At 69.6% G+C, this 16,947-nt stretch carries 15 protein-coding genes; 8 read left to right on the top strand and 7 right to left on the bottom strand.

Annotated elements, in window-relative coordinates:
• Positions 1-47: 47 nt before the first annotated feature.
• On the bottom strand, positions 48-296 hold the full coding sequence (locus O6P37_RS03430) for a DUF2630 family protein (protein ID WP_269892734.1): 249 nt from the start codon (positions 294-296) through the stop codon (positions 48-50).
• A gap of 31 nt (positions 297-327) precedes the next feature.
• On the opposite strand from O6P37_RS03430, the gene O6P37_RS03425 reads away from it, so the two are divergent.
• The gene (locus O6P37_RS03425; protein WP_407667669.1) at positions 328-702 is read left to right on the top strand and encodes an FKBP-type peptidyl-prolyl cis-trans isomerase; all 375 of its coding nucleotides are present in this window, start codon (positions 328-330) and stop codon (positions 700-702) included.
• On the opposite strand, the gene O6P37_RS03420 is transcribed toward O6P37_RS03425, so the two are convergent.
• From O6P37_RS03420 to O6P37_RS03410, 3 genes are read right to left on the bottom strand one after another with little or no spacing between them, the layout of a single operon-like run.
• Positions 699-2,066: a sensor histidine kinase gene (locus O6P37_RS03420; protein WP_269892733.1), complete on the bottom strand. Its 1,368-nt coding sequence runs from the start codon at positions 2,064-2,066 to the stop codon at positions 699-701. The genes O6P37_RS03425 and O6P37_RS03420 overlap by 4 nt on opposite strands.
• Before the next feature lie 3 nt (positions 2,067-2,069).
• Entirely contained in the window at positions 2,070-2,774 is a 705-nt protein-coding gene (prrA, locus tag O6P37_RS03415; RefSeq protein ID WP_276009539.1) for a two-component system response regulator PrrA, read from the bottom strand.
• 26 nt (positions 2,775-2,800) lie between these two features.
• On the bottom strand, positions 2,801-3,574 hold the full coding sequence (locus O6P37_RS03410; protein ID WP_269892732.1) for a potassium channel family protein: 774 nt from the start codon (positions 3,572-3,574) through the stop codon (positions 2,801-2,803).
• Positions 3,575-3,657: 83 nt separating this feature from the next.
• Between O6P37_RS03410 and O6P37_RS03405 the strand changes: the two genes are divergently transcribed.
• The 6 genes from O6P37_RS03405 to O6P37_RS03380 all read left to right on the top strand — a co-directional run bounded on the left by O6P37_RS03405 (position 3,658) and on the right by O6P37_RS03380 (position 11,538).
• Entirely contained in the window at positions 3,658-4,632 is a 975-nt protein-coding gene (locus tag O6P37_RS03405; RefSeq protein WP_408633093.1) for a phospholipase D-like domain-containing protein, read from the top strand.
• The gene (locus O6P37_RS03400; protein ID WP_264015066.1) at positions 4,625-5,194 is read left to right on the top strand and encodes a chromate transporter; all 570 of its coding nucleotides are present in this window, start codon (positions 4,625-4,627) and stop codon (positions 5,192-5,194) included. The genes O6P37_RS03405 and O6P37_RS03400 overlap by 8 nt, the downstream gene beginning before the upstream one ends.
• The gene (locus O6P37_RS03395; RefSeq protein ID WP_269892731.1) at positions 5,191-5,736 is read left to right on the top strand and encodes a chromate transporter; all 546 of its coding nucleotides are present in this window, start codon (positions 5,191-5,193) and stop codon (positions 5,734-5,736) included. Before O6P37_RS03400 ends, O6P37_RS03395 begins: the two co-directional genes overlap by 4 nt.
• Before the next feature lie 117 nt (positions 5,737-5,853).
• Complete coding sequence (locus O6P37_RS03390) at positions 5,854-7,740, top strand: ABC transporter ATP-binding protein (RefSeq protein WP_269892730.1); 1,887 nt, start codon at positions 5,854-5,856, stop codon at positions 7,738-7,740.
• Positions 7,741-7,792: 52 nt separating this feature from the next.
• Complete coding sequence (locus tag O6P37_RS03385) at positions 7,793-9,721, top strand: ABC transporter ATP-binding protein (RefSeq protein ID WP_269892729.1); 1,929 nt, start codon at positions 7,793-7,795, stop codon at positions 9,719-9,721.
• Positions 9,718-11,538 carry an ABC transporter ATP-binding protein gene (locus O6P37_RS03380; RefSeq protein WP_269892728.1) on the top strand — a complete coding sequence of 607 codons (1,821 nt, stop codon included), beginning with the start codon at positions 9,718-9,720 and terminating at the stop codon, positions 11,536-11,538. The genes O6P37_RS03385 and O6P37_RS03380 overlap by 4 nt, the downstream gene beginning before the upstream one ends.
• Before the next feature lie 89 nt (positions 11,539-11,627).
• Here the strand turns inward: O6P37_RS03380 and O6P37_RS03375 are convergent, their stop codons facing one another.
• Together O6P37_RS03375 and O6P37_RS03370 are read right to left on the bottom strand one after the other, a co-directional pair.
• The gene (locus tag O6P37_RS03375) at positions 11,628-13,007 is read right to left on the bottom strand and encodes an NAD(P)-binding protein (RefSeq protein WP_269892727.1); all 1,380 of its coding nucleotides are present in this window, start codon (positions 13,005-13,007) and stop codon (positions 11,628-11,630) included.
• Positions 13,008-14,111 (bottom strand): epoxide hydrolase family protein, encoded by a 1,104-nt coding sequence (locus O6P37_RS03370; protein WP_269892726.1) that lies wholly within the window; start codon positions 14,109-14,111, stop codon positions 13,008-13,010.
• Between the two features lie 63 nt (positions 14,112-14,174).
• On the opposite strand from O6P37_RS03370, the gene O6P37_RS03365 reads away from it, so the two are divergent.
• Complete coding sequence (locus O6P37_RS03365) at positions 14,175-15,791, top strand: AMP-binding protein (RefSeq protein ID WP_269892725.1); 1,617 nt, start codon at positions 14,175-14,177, stop codon at positions 15,789-15,791.
• On the opposite strand, the gene O6P37_RS03360 is transcribed toward O6P37_RS03365, so the two are convergent.
• Positions 15,788-16,921 (bottom strand): FAD-dependent oxidoreductase, encoded by a 1,134-nt coding sequence (locus O6P37_RS03360; protein WP_269892724.1) that lies wholly within the window; start codon positions 16,919-16,921, stop codon positions 15,788-15,790. The genes O6P37_RS03365 and O6P37_RS03360 overlap by 4 nt on opposite strands.
• Positions 16,922-16,947 lie beyond the last annotated feature (26 nt).

Here is a 16,947-nt window from a genome sequence, read left to right as displayed (position 1 = left end):
GGTGTCGAAGGTCCCCGCCGGGGCGGCTCCGGTGGGGTGATCGGCGCTCAGTTCAGGTAACCCTCGACCTCACCGGCCGGTCGCACCTCGGCCTCACGGGGATCCTTGCCCGACTCACGCAGGGCGCGTCGCTGTCGCAGCAGGTCCCAGCACTGGTCCAGCGCCACCTCGACGGCACGCAGCCGCTGGTGTTCTTCGGATTCGTCGATCTCGTGGTGCTGGAGCTGGGAGCGCAGGTCCTTCTCCTCAGCAACGAGTCGGTTCACCTGTTCGAGGATGTCTTCGTCTTTGGCCACGGCACCAGTCTGCCCGACTACGGTGGGTGCGGTGACTGCCAATAGTGGGGGAAAGCCCGAGATCGAGTTTCCCGATGGACCGCCTCCGACCGATCTGGTCATCGAGGACCTGGTCGTCGGCGAGGGCGCGGAGGCCGTGCCGGGCGCCAATGTCGAGGTGCATTACGTCGGTGTCGAGTACGACACCGGCGAGGAGTTCGACAGCTCGTGGAACCGCGGCGAGTCGATCGAGTTCCCGCTGCAGGGCCTGATCCAGGGCTGGCAGGACGGCATACCCGGGATGAAGGTCGGCGGCCGCCGCAAGCTGACCATCCCGCCGGCCCAGGCCTACGGCGACGCGGGCGGCGGGCACCGCCTGTCGGGCAAGACTTTGATCTTCGTCATCGACCTGCTGGCCACCCGCTAGAGCTGCAAGGTCGGCAGCCCCTCGCCGGGTCGCGGGCCCGGCAGCCGAAGCAGCAGCCGGGCGCCACCCAGGGGGCTGGCCTCCAGCGTCGCCGTGCCGCCGTGCAGTTCGGCCTGCTGGGCGACGAGCGCCAACCCCAGCCCGGAACCGAGCCGCGACGCCGTCGACCCGCGGGAGAACCGCTCGAACACCAACGCGCGTTCCTCCTCGGGCACGCCGCAGCCGTCGTCGTCGATCGCGATCTCGACGCCCTCGCGTGAGCTGACCGCCGAGAGCTGCACCCGGCCCGCCCCGCCGTGTTTGACGGCGTTGGCGATGGCGTTGTCCACCGCGAGCCGCAGCCCGGCGGGCAGCCCGACGATGATCACCGTCGGCGCGGGCGCCAGCGAGACCTCCAGATCGGGGTAGATCCGCATCGCGTCGTGTGCGGCCCGGTCGAGCAGTTCGGTGATGTCGACCGGGACATGGTCGTCGGCGGTGGACAGTTCCCCCTGCGCCAGCCGCTCCAGCGCCCACAGCGTCGCCTCGATCCGCGACTGGGTGCGGATGACGTCGCCGACCACCTCCTGGCGCTGCTCACCGTCGAGGTCCAGCGTGGCGAGCACCTCGAGGTTGGTCCGCATCGCCGTCAGCGGGGTGCGCAACTCGTGCGCCGAGGCCGCCGAGAAGTCGCGCGCCGAGGTCAGCGCCGCCTTGGTCCGGTCCTGCTCCTTGGCGATGCGCTGCAGCATGCCCTTCACCGCGTCGGCGATCTCGACGGCCTCCGTCGCGCCGCGCACCTCGATGACCGGGGTCTCGTCGGCGGTGTCGATCTGGCTGGTCTGCCGCGCAAGGCGCTTGAACGGCCGGACCGCGAACGTCGCCAGCAGCCAGCCCACCACCGCGGCGGCGCCGATCGCCAGCGAGCAGATGATCACCACCCGCCGGTGCAGGTTGTTGGTGTCGGCGATGGTGGCGTTGTAGGTGTCGCCGACGGCCACCAGCATCGGCTCGGGTGTCGGGATCTCGACCGTGCGCACCCGGTACCGCACGCCGTCGACGTAGGTGTCCTCGTAGCCCGCGGGCAACTCGGGAAGCACCACCTCGGAGTTGGAACTGATCTGCCCGGCCCTTCGCACCGTGATGACGGCGTCCTTGTCGTTGGGCGACTTCGGGATCTCGTCGAGCCCGCGCGGCAGGAACGGGATCGCGAACCCGGCCGCCTCGTCGAGCCTGCGGTCGAGGCGTTCCTTGCGGTCCCCGGTGATGCCGACCCAGACCACGGTGCCGACGATCAGCACCGGGATCGCCGCGCCGATCGCTGTCGCGACCACCACCCTGGCCCGCAGTGAAGGCGTGCGGCGGATGCGCGACAGCAGGTTCATCGGCTACTGGGTCCGCAGCACGAAACCCACACCGCGCACGGTGTGCAGCAGCCGCGGTGCGCCGTTGGCCTCGAGCTTGCGGCGCAGGTAGCCGATGAACACGTCGACCACGTTGGTGTCGGCGGCGAAGTCGTAACCCCACACCAGTTCGAGCAGCTGCGCGCGCGAGAGCACCGCGGTCTTGTGTTCGGCGAGCACCGCCAGCAGGTCGAACTCCCGCTTCGTCAGGTCGACGTCGGCGCCGTTGACGCGCGCCCGCCGGCCCGGGATGTCGACCTCCAGCGGGCCGACCTGGATGGTCTCCGAGGAGATGGTGGCCGAGGATCCGCGGCGGCGCAGCAGCGCCTTCACCCGCGCCACCAGCTCCTGCAGCACGAACGGTTTGACCAGGTAGTCGTCGGCGCCGGCTTCCAGCCCCGCCACCCGGTCGTCGACGCTGCTGCGCGCCGACAGCACGCAGACCGGCACGTCGTTGTCCATCGCGCGCAGCGCGGTCACCACGCTGACGCCGTCGAGCACCGGCATGTTGATGTCGAGCACGATCGCGTCGGGCCGGGTCTCGGTGGCGCTGCGCAGCGCCTCGGCGCCGTCCACGGCGGTGGAGACGTCGAACCCGGACAGCCGCAATCCTCGCTCGAGCGACGCCAGCACGTCGGGGTCGTCGTCCACCACGAGCACCCGGGGCGAGGCCACACCACCACTGTCCATGTCCGCAATCTTGCCCGATGGCCGGGTCACGCTGGGGGAGGCTGACCGCCGGGACCTCGTCCCTCGTCGCGCAGCAGGGCGATCTCGCCGCGCAACTCCTTGATCTCGGCGAGCACCTGCTCGACATGCGCGGTGGTCACCGCCTCCTCGGCCGACTGTTCGTCGGCCACGCGCTGGACGATCCACGACGCCAGCGTGGCGGTGATCGAACCGACGAGGCTGATGCCGCCGATCATCAGCAGCACCGCGATCACCCGCCCGGTGCCGGTAAGGGGGGTCAGGTCGCCGTAGCCGACGGTGGTGATCGTGGTGATCGACCACCACAGCGCCTCACCGAAATTCGTGATGTGCGGGTCGACGGCGTCGCGTTCGCTCTCGAGCACCGCCAGCGACGCCACGAACACCAGGAGGACGGCCGCCGAGATCGTGTAGATGACGACCCGGCCGCGGATCGCATTGCCGACGGCCCGCTGCAGCACCGAGATGAGGATGACCAGCCGCACCAGGCGCAGCGGCCGCAGCAGCGGCAGCAGCACGATCGCGAGGTCGAACAGGTGGCGGAAGAACCACCGCCAGCGGTTGGAGGCCAGGCTCAGCCGGATGACGTAGTCGACGGCGAAGACGGCGTAGGAGCCCCAGGCGACCACCTCGATGGCCACGTCGGCCGCGCCCTGCGGCTGGGCGAGCACGTCGATCGCGTAGGCGATGAGGAACACGACGGCGACCGCCGCCAGCGGCCACTCGGTGCGTCGTTCCCAGACGTCCAGCTTCGGGCGTGACGCCGGGCAGTCGTTGATCACGGCCCACAAGTTACGCCCATCGCCGTTTGCTGGCTCCGCGGCGGTGCTAGCATCCGGGACTTGTGCCGTCGTCGAATCTGATCGTGGAACCCGACGACGGGCTGGACCCGGTTCGGGACTTCATCTCCTCCGCCCGCGAGCGCCTCCTGGTCAAGCAGTTCACGTTCACCGACGAGAGCCTGATCGACGCGGTGATCGACCGAAGGGCCGCGGGCGTCGACGTGCGGGTCATGTTGAACGCCAAGCGGTCCGGTGGCGACCGCGCGAACGACGACACCTATGAACGACTCCGCGCCGCGGGCGTCGAGGTGCAGTGGTGCAACCCGAAGTTCTACGTGACCCACGAGAAGTCGATCGTCGTCGACGGCGACGCCGCCCTGATCGCCACGTTCAACCTGTGCACCAAGTACTTCACCCGCACCCGCGACTACGGCATCATCACCACCGACCCGAACCACGTCGCCCAGATCACCGAGGCCTTCCACGCGGACTGGAACCACGAGGACTGGTCGCCCGCGCAGAACGACGGCCTGCTGTGGAGCAACGCGAACTCGCGCTACCGGATGGCGCAGTTCATCGACGCCGCCACCCACCGCCTCGACATCCAGCACCCGAAGTACGTCGACGCGGTGATCCTCGACCACATCGCCGCCGCCGCCGACCGGGGCGTGAAGGTGCACGTGCTGTGCGGCGGCAGGCACGGCATCAGCGAGTGGGACGTCCTGGACACCTTCGCCTCGCTGCGCACCCTGCGCCGCTTCGGGGTCAAGGTACGCAAGCAGAAGCAGCTGCGGGTGCACGCGAAGCTGCTGATCATGGACGACAGTCAGGCGCTGCTCGGTTCGATGAACATCGACCGGAGCGCGTTCGACCTGCGCCGCGAGCTTGGCGTGGTCACCAGCGACCCCGAAGCAGTGGCCCGGTTGAAACAGGTCTTCGACGGAGACTGGGAGACGTCGCACCACTACGAGCCACCCGACCCCCTCGAGCCGGCGCACCATCACGAGGACGAGACCCACCTCGACTTCCCCGCCGACGCGCACGTCGACCATGAGTGAGACCGACAAGCCGGTCTCACTGTTCGACATCGCCTGGACGTTCAACCACATCGCGCTGGCGTCGTTCGGCGGCGGACTGTCGGCGTGGTCGCGTGAGATCCTCGTCGTCGAGAAGCGGTGGCTCGGCGAGGCGGAGTTCCTGTCGGCCATGACGATGTGCCGGATCCTGCCGGGCGCCAATCAGGTCAACATGGCGGTGTTCGCGGGCAGCAAGATGCGCTCGGTGGCCGGGGCGGTCGCCGCGGTGGCGGGGCTGTGCTTCATGCCGCTGGTGATCATCCTGGTGATGGCGTTCCTGTACTTCCGCTTCAAGGAGGTGCCCGCCGTCGCCGGTGTGCTGCACGGCGCGTCGGCGGCCGCCGTCGCGCTGACCGTGGCGATGGTGATCCAGACCGGCCGCCAGTGCCTCACCGGTCTGGTGCCCGTCGCGCTGTTCGCCGCGGCGTTCGTCCTCAACGGCGTGCTGCGCTGGCCGCTGCTCGGTGTGCTGGCGATCCTGGCGCCGCTCAGCGTGCTCTGGGCGTGGCCGCGCAGGGCGCGGGAGGCGGCCACCGAGACGTGAGCACCTACCTGCAACTCATCGCGCTCTTCGGGTCGCTGTCGCTGATGTCGATCGGCGGGGGCAACGCGGTGCTGCCCGAGATGCACGCCAGGGCGGTGCACGAACGGCACTGGCTGACCGACGGGCAGTTCGCCGACCTGTTCTCGATCTCCCAGTCGGCGCCGGGTCCGAGCATCCTGATCGTCGGGATGGTGGGCTACGCCGCGGGCCTCGAGGTGGGCGGGGTGCCCGGCGCGATCCTCGGCGGCGTGGTCGCCACGGTCGCGATGGTGCTGCCCGCGGCCACGCTGGTCCTGGTGATCACGCAGTTCTGGCAGAGGGCGCAGAAGTCGCGGCTGCGGATCGCCGTGGAGAAGGGCTTCGCGCCGCTGACCGTCGGGCTGATCCTGGCCACCTCGCTGGTGATGAGCCGGTCGGCCGACCACGACTGGCGGGCCTATCTGCTGACGGCCGTGTGCACCGCGGTGTTCGTCTTCACCAAGCTCAATCCGCTGCTGGTGGTCGCTGTCGCCGGCGTGATCGGGTACTTCGGCGTCGTCTGATCCGGGTCGGGCCGGGGTTGGCGCGGCGCTCATCGGGGAACGCTGCAGGCAGGACGGCGAATTCGCCGGGCCGGAAGGCTTTGACCTAATCCATTGTTGAGGTTCTACGGTGAAAACATGAGCTTGGAGACGGTTGCCCGGCAATCGCTGTACCGGCAGACGCACGCCCGCGGCGGTGATCTGCGGTCGTTGGCCGACCGGACGCTGCTGAAGCGGATCTGGCGGTTCTCGGCGCGCCACCACCGCAGGCTCGGCGTGTTCGTCGGCGTCAGCGTGGTGACGGCGCTGCTGACGGTCGCCACGCCGCTGCTGGCCGGGCGTGTGGTCGACGTCATCACGGCGGGCGGTCCGGCGAGCGCGGTGGTGGTGCTGGCCCTCGTCATCGCCGGCGTCGCGGTCGCCGAGGCGGCGGTGTCGCTGCTGACGCGCTGGCTGTCGTCGACCATCGGTGAGGGCCTGATCCTCGACCTGCGCACCGCGGTGTTCGACCACGTGCAGCGCATGCCGGTCGCATTCTTCACCCGCACCAGGACCGGCGCGCTGGTCAGCCGGCTGGGCAACGACGTCATCGGCGCCCAGCGGGCGTTCTCCGACACGCTGTCCGGCGTCGTCTCCAACGTCGTCACGCTGACCCTGACGCTGGCCGTGATGATCGGCATCTCGTGGCAGATCACCCTGCTGTCGCTGGTGTTGATGCCGCTGTTCGTGGTGCCCGCCCGCCGCATCGGCGCCCGGATGGCGCGCCTGAGCCGTGAGGCCGCGATCTACAACGCGACGATGAACACCCAGATGACGGAGCGCTTCTCCGCGCCCGGTGCGACGCTGGTCAAGCTGTTCGGCCGGCCGGCGCAGGAGTCGGCGGAGTTCGCCGACCGCGCGGGGCGGGTCCGCGACATCGGGGTGCGGTCCTCGATGCTGCAGGCGACGTTCATGAACTCGCTGACGCTGATGTCGGCGCTCGCGCTGGCGCTGGTGTACGGCCTCGGTGGGGTGCTGGCCATCGGCGGGCACCTGCAGACCGGCGCGGTGGTGTCGCTGGCGCTGCTGCTCACCCGGCTGTACGCCCCGCTGACCGCGCTGGCCAACGCCCGCGTCGAGATCGCCAGCGCGCTGGTGTCCTTCGAGCGGGTCTTCGAGGTGCTCGACCTGGTGCCGCTGATCCGGGAGAAGCCCGACGCCGCGGCGCTGCCGGAGGGCCCGGTCGCCGTGGAGTTCGATCAGGTGCGCTTCGGCTACCCGGCGGCCGACAAAGTGTCGCTGGCCTCGCTGGAGGAGGTCGCGACGCTCGACGACCGCGGCGGCGAGCAGGTGCTGCACGGCATCTCGTTCACCGCCGAGCCGGGGCAGATGGTCGCGCTGGTGGGATCGTCCGGGGCGGGGAAGTCGACGATCGCGGCGCTGCTGGCGCGGCTGTACGACGTCGACGGCGGTGCGGTCCGGTTGGGCGGCGCCGATGTGCGCGACGTGACGTTCGAGTCGCTGCGCGACGCCGTCGGCATGGTCACCCAGGACGGCCACCTGTTCCACGAGTCGATCCGGTCGAATCTGCTGCTGGCGGCTCCGGAGGCCACCGAGGCCGACCTGTGGGCGGCGCTGCGGCGCGCCCGGCTGGCCGATCTGATCGCCGAGATGCCCGACGGGCTGGACACCGTTGTCGGAGAGCGCGGATACCGTCTGTCCGGCGGGCAACGGCAACGGCTGACCATCGCCCGCCTGCTGCTGGGGAGGTCACGGGTGGTGGTGCTCGACGAGGCGACGGCGTCGCTGGACTCCGAGTCGGAGGCCGCGGTGCAGCAGGCCCTCGGCGAGGCACTGGCGGGGCGCACGTCGATCGTCATAGCCCACCGGCTCTCCACGGTGCGGGCCGCCGACCAGATCCTGGTGATCGAGGACGGCCGGGTCGTCGAACGCGGCACGCACCGGGAACTGCTGGCCCGCGGCGGCCGCTACACCGTGCTCTACGAGACGCAGTTCGGCCCGCAGGACGCCGGGGTCGCCGCGTGACGTTCGACGCACGGCGGGTTATTGGTTTGCGTGAGATGGGAAGATTCTCTAAGTGAGTGAACCCGTGAACTCGGTGCCCGCGATCGCACCGCCGCCCGCGCGGCCACGGGCGAGTTCGGATCTGTGGCGGCTGCTGCCCTACCTGCTGCCGTACCGCGCGCGGTGGACGGCGATGGTGGTCATCGCGATCGCGAGCCTCGGCGCCACCGTGTCGATCCCGCTGATGACCAAGGCCGTCATCGACGGCCCGGTGCGCCACCAGGACCAGCAGGGTCTGTGGCTGCTCGGCGCTGCGGCGATGGGCGTCGGAATCACCGAGGCCGTGCTGTGGTTCATTCGGCGCTGGTTGAGCTCGCGCGCCACCATGGGCGTCGAGGCCGACATCCGCAAGGATCTCTACGCGCGCCTGCAGATCCTGCCGATGAGCTTCCACGGCCGCTGGCAGTCCGGGCAGTTGTTGTCGCGGATGATGAACGACCTGAGCACGATTCGCCGCTTCATGTCGTTCGGGCTGCTGTTCCTGGTGCTCAATTTCCTGCAGATCACGGTGGTGACGGCGATCCTGCTGGCGATGTACTGGCCGCTCGGCGTCGTCGTGCTGGTCTCGATCGTCCCGATCACGTTGATCGTGCTGCACTTCCAGCAGTCCTACACGCGGCTGTCGCGGCTGGCGCAGGACCAGTCCGGCCATGTCGCGACCCATGTCGAGGAGTCGGCGCTCGGCTTGCGGGTGGTCAAGTCCTTCGGCCGCGAGGACTACGTCTACGACCGCTTCGACCGGCAGCTGACCGACCTGTACGACACCCAGGTCAAGCGGGTGGGGGTGTCGGCGAAGTTCTGGACGCTGCTCGAGATCATCCCGAATCTGACGCTGATCGTGGTGCTGGGTTTCGGCGCGTACGCCGCGGGCCAGGGCCAGGTCACGCTGGGCACGCTCGTCGCGTTCATCACGATGATGCTGTCGCTGGTGTGGCCGATCGCGTCGCTGGGCTTCCTCCTGTCGATGACGCAGGAGTCGTTCACCGCGGCGAACCGCATCGCCGAGATTTTCGACGCGCCACAGGAGATCACCGACGGCCCGGCCGATGCCGCGCCGCGGGGTGGGCGCCTCGAACTGGTCGACGTCGGCTTCCGGTTCCCCGACAGCGAGGAGTGGGCTCTCCGGCACGTCAGCGCGACCGTCGAACCGGGGGAGACGCTGGCCCTCGTCGGCCCGACCGGCTCGGGCAAGTCGGTGCTGGCCGCGCTGCTGTCGCGGCTCTACGACGTCAGCGAGGGGTCGATCCGCATCGACGGCCGCGACATCCGCGAGCTGTCGCTGCCCGCGCTGCGCGAGGCGGTGGCCACCGCGTTCGAGGATCCGACGCTGTTCTCCATGTCGGTGGCCGAGAACCTGCGGCTGGGCCGCCCGGACGCCACCGACGAGCAGTTGGCCGAGGCCGTCGAGGTCGCCGCCGCGCAGTTCGTATACGACCTGCCGTTCGGCCTGGACACCCGCATCGGCGAGCAGGGCATGAGTCTGTCCGGCGGGCAGCGCCAACGGCTGTCGCTGGCCAGGGCGATCCTGGCCGGGCCGAAGATCCTGGTGCTCGACGACACGCTCTCGGCGCTCGACATGCACACCGAGGCGGTGGTCACCGAGGCGCTGGGCCGGGTGCTGCATTCGGTGACGGGCATCGTCGTCGCGCACCGCGCGTCCACCGTGCTGCTGGCCGACAAGGTTGCGCTCATCGGCCGCACCGAGGACGGCGGCACCATCACCCACATCGGCACGCACGCCGAACTGCTGGCCGACGTGCCGCAGTACCGCTACCTGCTGGCCGCCGACGACGACCAGCTCGACGACGGCGCCGAGCGCAGCTGCGCCTGGCAGGACGACGAGGACCGGCGCCGCCTCGACCGCGCCCACGAGGAGCAGGAGGCCGCCGACGACGCCTGTGCGGAGCGGCCTTTCGTGACGTCGGAGGCCGAGGCGCGATGACCGTCACGGACTGGCGCGGTCGGGTCAAGGAGAGCGGCGACGACGACCTGCCGATCGACGAGAACGTGCCGCGCCGCCGCGAGGCCCGGGCGCTGCTGGGCTCGCTGCTTCGCCCCTACCGCCTGACGGTCGGGCTGCTGGCGCTGGTCGTGGTGGTGGAGAACGCCGCCCGGCTGTCGGTGCCGCTGCTCGTGCAGCGTGGCATCGACCACGGCATCCCGCCGATCGTCGACGGCGGGCCCGCCCGCGAGCTGATGCTCATCGTCGCGTCGCTGGGCGTCGTCGTGGTGGTGCAGGCCGTCAGCCGGATGTTCTTCCTGCGTCGCTCCGGACGCGTCGGCCAGAAGGTGCTGCTGGAGTTGCGGCGCAGGGTGTTCCGGCACTTCCAGCGGCTCGACATCCGGTTCCACGACCGCTACACCTCGGGCCGGGTGGTCAGCCGGTCGACCAACGACGTCGAGGCCATCCAGGACATGCTGGAGACCGGGTTCGACTCGCTGATCACCGCCGTGCTGACGCTGGTCGGCACGTCCGTGCTGCTCGTCGTGCTCGACGTGAAGCTGGGCCTGATGTGCCTGGCCGCGTTCCCCCTGCTGGTCGCGCTGGTGTGGTGGTTCCGCACCGAGTCCGCCAAGACCTACCGCAAGGTGCGCGAGAGCGCGGCGCTGGTGATCGTGCAGTTCGTCGAGACGATGACGGGCATCAAGGCCGTGCAGGCCTACCGCCGCGAACCGCGCAACCAGGAGATCTTCGAGGACATCGCCGACGAGTACCGCGAGATCAACGAGAAGACGTTCAAGCTGCTCGCGATCTTCATGCCCGGGGTGAAGCTGGTCGGCAACGTCACCACCGGTGTGGTGCTGCTCTACGGCGGCTACCGGGTGCTGCACGGCGAGATGACGATCGGCACGCTGACCGCGTTCCTGCTGTACCTGCGGATGTTCTTCGAGCCGATGCAGGAGATCTCGCAGTTCTTCAACACCTTCCAGTCGGCGTCGTCGGCGCTGGAGAAGCTGGCCGGGGTGCTGGCCGAGAAGCCCGGCATCGCGGACCCTGAGAACCCGGTGCGCCTGGACCGGGTGCGGGGTGAGATCGCCTTTTCCGACGTGGAATTCGAGTACACCGAGGGCCGGCCGGTGCTGCCCGGACTTAATCTCGACGTGCCTGCGGGGCAGACCGTCGCGCTGGTGGGCACGACGGGTGCGGGCAAGACGACGATCGCGAAGCTGATCGCCCGGTTCTACGACCCGACGTCGGGGGCGGTGACGCTCGACGGGGTCGACCTGCGGAACCTGTCGCAGAGCGAACTGCGCCGCCACGTGGTGATGGTGACCCAGGAGAACTTCATGTTCGATGGCACCGTCGCCGACAACATCCGCTTCGGTAAACCCGAGGCCACCGACGAGGAGGTGCGGGCCGCGGCGGTCGCCGTCGGCGCCGACCGCGTCGTCGCCACGCTGCCCGAGGGGTACGACACCGATGTGGCCAAGCGGGGCGGCCGGTTGTCCGCGGGACAGCGGCAGCTGGTGGCGTTCGCGCGGGCGTTCCTGGCCGACCCGGCGGTGCTGATCCTCGACGAGGCGACGTCGTCACTGGACATCCCGAGTGAGCGAATGGTGCAGCGGGCGTTGGAGACCGTGCTGTCCGACCGCACCGCGCTGGTGATCGCGCACCGGCTCTCGACGGTGGAGATCGCCGACCGCGTGCTGGTGCTCGAGCACGGGGAGATCGTCGAGGACGGCCCGCCCGCCGAGCTCATCACCCGCGACGGGCGATACGCGGCGCTGCACCGGGCGTGGCAGGACTCGCTCGCCTGAGCCACGCCGAGCTTCAGTGCGTTGACTTTGCGCTCAGATCGCGAATCCGCCCATAATCGCGATCTGAGTGCAATCTCAACGCATCGATCTCAACCCGAAGCCAGGAGCGCCTCGAGTTTGACGTTGGTGGCGGCCAGCCGCGATCGCATCACGCCCATGATCTTCTCGCGGGCGCGTGAGCTCACCGAACCCGTCGCGTGACTGAGGATGTTGAGCCGCGCGGTGTCGAGCCACGCCATCATCGTCGGGTCGTCGAACCACCGCAGCTGATTGCGGTTGTAGGTCAACGTAATTCGCAGCCAGTCGAGCGGCACTTCGGGGTTGGGCACCGGCGCGCAGTACGCGTTGCGGGTGGCGTCGTCGTCGTACGCCGCCTCGACGTGGGCGATGAGCGCCGCGCTGAAGACCGGCTGACAGGTCCGCACGGTCTGCAGGGTGATCAGGTCGTCGGTGAACACGGTCGTCGTTCCGAGGCGGCCGAGGCCGACGGCGGTGCAGTCGATGTAGAGCGCCGTGCCGTCGACGGCCACCGTCCCGCCCTCCAGCGTCATCCGGCCGGGCTCGACGGCCTGCACATGCCCCAGCCGCACGACGTCCTCGATGCGCCGCAGCTGCTCGAGCTCGGCCTGCGACACGATCGCGCAGCGGTACATCGTCGGCTCCACCGAATCGTCGATGCGCAGCAGCACACCGGATTCCGCGAGCCGGCCGAACAGATCGCGCACCGACGAGGCGAGTTCGACCGACTGCAGCTGCGCCGCCACGTCGGCCAGCACGTTCTTGGTGAACTGCGCACCGGGCTGCACCGAGGCGCGGTTCAGCAGCCAGGCGTCGCGGGGCTTCACCCACGTGAGCCGCCGCGGTGCGACGCCGTGCCGCAGCAGCCACAGGCAGGCGTCCATCGCGGTCTTGCCCGCGCCGACGATGACGTAGCGGTCCGGCGTCGGACGGGGAGCCGGCAGCGCGTTCGGCGGCACGCACTCGACACCGTCGACGCGATAGGGCGGCGGGCGCATCGCAGGCACGGTGACGCCGACGAACGTCGTGTCGACCACCCGTCGGCGCACCGTCACGTGCACCTCGTCGCCGCCGAACGTGCGGATCCGGCCGTCACCGAGGTACTCGCTCATCGGGTGGTAGGTGACGCGGCCGGTCGGCAGCAGGTGCTGCTGCATCACCGCGTCGAAGTACGCGCACACCTCGGCCCCGCTGGCCAGTTCGTAGAAGCCGGCGTTCCAGCCGGTGCGGTCGATGGTGTCGCTGCCCAGCGCCCGGGAGTTCACCCCGTAGTACGCCGACGGCTGGTGCAGCCGGACAAAGGGATACGCGACGGTCCAGTGTCCGCCCGGCGCATGGCCGCGGTCGACGACCACCACCGTCGCGTCGCTCTCGTGGACGAGGGTGTCGACGAACGCCATCCCGGTGGCGCCCGCACCGATCACCAGGTAGTCGGCTTCGATCGACGTCATTCAGCGAACCGTGTCGAAGAACGCGGTCACGTCGTCGACGAACAACTCGGGCTGTTCGAGCGCGGCGAAGTGTCCGCCGCGGGGCATCGTCGTCCAGTGGGTGATGTTGTAATTCGGCTCGCACCACCGGCGCGACGACTGCAGGATCTCCTTCGGGAACGACGCCACACCGGTCGGCAGCGTGACCGGGTCGCCGCCGCCGAAGCTGTTGAAGCTCTCCCAGTACAGCCGTGCCGACGACGCCGCCGACGCGGTGAGCCAGTACAGCATCACGTTGTCGAGCATCTCGTCGCGGCCGACGGCGTTCTCGGGGTGCCCGTCGCAGTCGGTCCACGCCCAGAACTTCTCGACGATCCAGGCCAGCTGGCCGACCGGCGAGTCGACCAGGCCGTAGCCCACGGTCTGTGGCCGGGTGGACTGCTCCTTGGAGTAGCCGGTGCCCCAGCGCTGGTGCTCGGCGACGCGGGCGAGCGCCCGCTGCTCCTCCTCGGTGGCGTCGGCGAGGTCCTTCGGCGGCCTGCCGATCGGCATGTTCAGGTGGATGCCGACGCACGATCCGACGTTGCGGCCGATCTGCGTGGTCACCGCGGCGCCCCAGTCGCCGCCCTGCGCGCCGTAGCGGTCGTACCCGAGCCGGCCCATCAGCGTGTCCCACGCGACGGCGATCCGCTCGATGCCCCACCCGGTGCCGGTCGGCTTGCCGGAGAAGCCGTATCCCGGCAGCGACGGGCACACGACGTCGAAGCCCGCGGCGGTGAGCGGCTCGATCACCTTGTGGAACTCCACGATCGACCCGGGCCAGCCGTGCGTGATCAGCAGCGGGAACGCGTTGTCGCGGGAGGACCGCTGATGGATGAAGTGGATCTCGAGCCCGTCGACGTCGGTGGTGAACTGGTCGAACCGGTTGAGCGCGGCCTCCCGGGCGCGCCAGTCGTAGCCGTCTGCCCAGTAGCCGGCGAGTTCGCGGGTGTAGGCCAGCGGGACGCCCTGGCTCCAGTCGTCGACGGTCTCGTTCTCCGGCCACCTGGTGTTGGCGAGCCTCGTCCTGAGATCGGTGAGGGCGGCGTCAGGAACGGCGATGCGGAACGGGTGAACGGCAACCACTCCTCGTGCTTACCCGACCGGCAGGGGGTGGCGGTCGGCGGCTGTGACGTAGACCATAGCGGCATGGAAGCCTACGACCGCGGACCCACCGACGTCGCTCTGCTCGAGGAGACGATCGGGACCAACTTCGAGCGGACCGCACAGGCGCATCCCGACGTCGAAGCGCTTGTCGAGGTGGTCACCGGCAGGCGCTGGACCTATGCCGAGCTGAACGACGAGATCGACCGCACCGCCGCCGGTTTGATCGGCCTCGGCGTGGAGAAGGGCGAGCGGGTCGGGATCTGGGCGCCGAACTGCGCGGAGTGGACGATCGTGCAGTACGCCGCGGCGAAGATCGGCGCCATCCTGGTCAACATCAATCCCGCCTACCGCACACACGAGCTGGCCTATGTGCTCGAGCAGTCCGGGGTGCGCACGCTGATCGCCGCGACGTCCTTCAAGTCCTCGGACTACCGCGCCATGGTCGACGAGGTGCGCCCCGGCTGCCGTGCATTGCGGGACGTGCTGTTCCTGGGCACCGACGAGTGGACGGCCCTGCATCAGCAGCAGGAGGTCGCCGTCGACGCGGTGCGGGACCGGATGGCGCAGCTGGACACCGGCGACCCGATCAACATCCAGTACACCTCGGGCACAACGGGTTTCCCGAAGGGCGCGACGCTGTCACACCGCAACATCCTCAACAACGGGTACTTCGCCACGGAGTTGATCAATCTGGGGCCACAGGACCGGTTGTGCATTCCGGTGCCCTTCTACCACTGCTTCGGCATGGTGATGGGAAACCTCGGGTGCACCGCGCACGGCACCACGATGGTGATCCCGGCGCCCGGCTTCGACCCCGGCCTCACCCTCGCCGCGATCGAACAGGAGCGGTGCACCGGCGTGTACGGCGTGCCGACGATGTTCATCGCGATGCTCGGCCACCCGGACTTCGCGAACACTGACCTGTCGTCGCTGCGCACCGGGATCATGGCCGGTTCGGTGTGCCCGGTGGAGGTGATGAAGCGGTGCGTGGCCGACATGAACATGGCGGAGGTGGCGATCGCCTACGGCATGACGGAGACGTCGCCGGTGTCGTGCCAGACGCTGATCGACGACGACCTCGAACGGCGCACCGCGTCGATCGGCCGGGCGCATCCACACGTCGAGGTGAAGATCGTCGACCCCGGAAGCGGCGAGACCCTGGACCGGGGCGAGACGGGCGAATTCTGCACGCGCGGTTACTCGGTCATGCTCGGGTACTGGGAGGACGACGCGAAGACGGCCGAGGCGATCGACGCCGAGGGCTGGATGCACACCGGCGACCTCGCCGTCATGCGCGAGGACGGGTACTGCAACGTGGTCGGCCGGATCAAGGACATGGTGATCCGCGGTGGTGAGAACGTCTATCCGCGCGAGATCGAGGAGTTCCTCTACACCCATCCCGACATCGAGGACGCCCAGGTGGTGGGTGTGCCCGACGAGAAGTACGGCGAGGAGATCTGCGCGTGGATCCGGATGAAGGCGGGCCGCGCCGCGCTCGACGCCGACGCGGTGCGGTCCTTTGCCCGGAACAAGCTGGCGCACTACAAGATCCCGCGCTACGTGCACGTCGTGGACGAGTTCCCGATGACCGTCACCGGCAAGGTGCGCAAGGTCGAGATGCGTGAGGAGAGCGTGCGCGTCCTCGGTCTGGACGGCTAGCGGTACACCAGGCCGGACAGTCGCCACGCCAGTGCGCGCCGCACCGCGGGGATCCGGCCGGCCAGGCTCATCGCCGTGTTGCGTACCGGGCGCAGGGCGCGGGGCAGGGTGGCCAGCCGGGTCAGCCGGTGGGTCAGGCTGACCACATCGCGGGCGATGGGCCTGCGGGTGTCGCTGTAGTCGTCGAGCAGCGCGGGCGATCCGCCTTCGAGCACCGCGGGGAGTGCGCCGGCCAGCGCGACCGCGTCCTGGATGCCCAGGTTCATGCCCTGCCCGCCCGCGGGACTGTGCACGTGTGCGGCGTCGCCCACCAGCAGGAGCCGGCCGGCCCGGTAGGTGTCGGCCACCCGGTGCTGGATGCGGAACCGGGAACCCCAGACCACCTCGGTCACCCGCACATTGCCTGCGCTCCGCTCGTCGAGGAGCTGCTGGACGAACGCGACCGACGGTTCCGCGGGTGCGTCGGCGACCGGGGCGACGATCCGGAAGGAGCCGTCGGGCAGCGGTGCCACCACCGTGAGCCCGGCCGTCGCCCAGAACAACACGACCTCCTCGACCGGCGCATCACCGGTCAGCCGGACGTCGGCGAGCACGAAGGACTCGTCGTAGGCGCCACCGGTGAAGCCGATGCCTGCGTGTTCGCGCACGGTGCTGTGGATCCCGTCGGCGCCGACGACGTAGCGGGCGCGCAGCACGTCGCCGTCGTCGAACACCGCCGTCACCCCGTCGGCGTCCTGGGTGACCGACTCCAAGGTCTTCGGCCGGATGATTGTGCCGCCCAGCTCGACGAGCCGGTCGAGCAACACCTGCTCGGTGGTGCTCTGCGGGACGAGCAGGGTGTACGGGTAGGCCGACGGCAGGACGCTGAAGTCGATCGGGATCAGCGTGCGGGCGCGGTCGCGGATGGAGAAGCGCGGCGCCTGCACCCCCTGCTTGACCAGGCGGCGCGACACGTCGAGATCCTCGAGCACCTCGAGGGTGCGGGCGTTGACGGCGGCGGCCCGTGAGGTGTTGGCCCCCGCGGCCTGCCGGTCGACGATGGTGGTCCGCACACCGCGTCTGAGCAGCGACGCAGCCAGTGTCAGTCCGCTCGGACCGGCTCCCACGATCAGGACGTCGGTGTCGTTCATGGTCCACTCCTTCGCTCAATGCCAAC

This window comes from Mycobacterium hippophais (genome assembly GCF_027529605.1).
Lineage (GTDB): Bacteria > Actinomycetota > Actinomycetes > Mycobacteriales > Mycobacteriaceae > Mycobacterium > Mycobacterium arseniciresistens.
The sequence above is the reverse complement of the archived record's forward strand: the minus strand, read 5'-3'. Positions and strand labels throughout refer to the sequence as shown.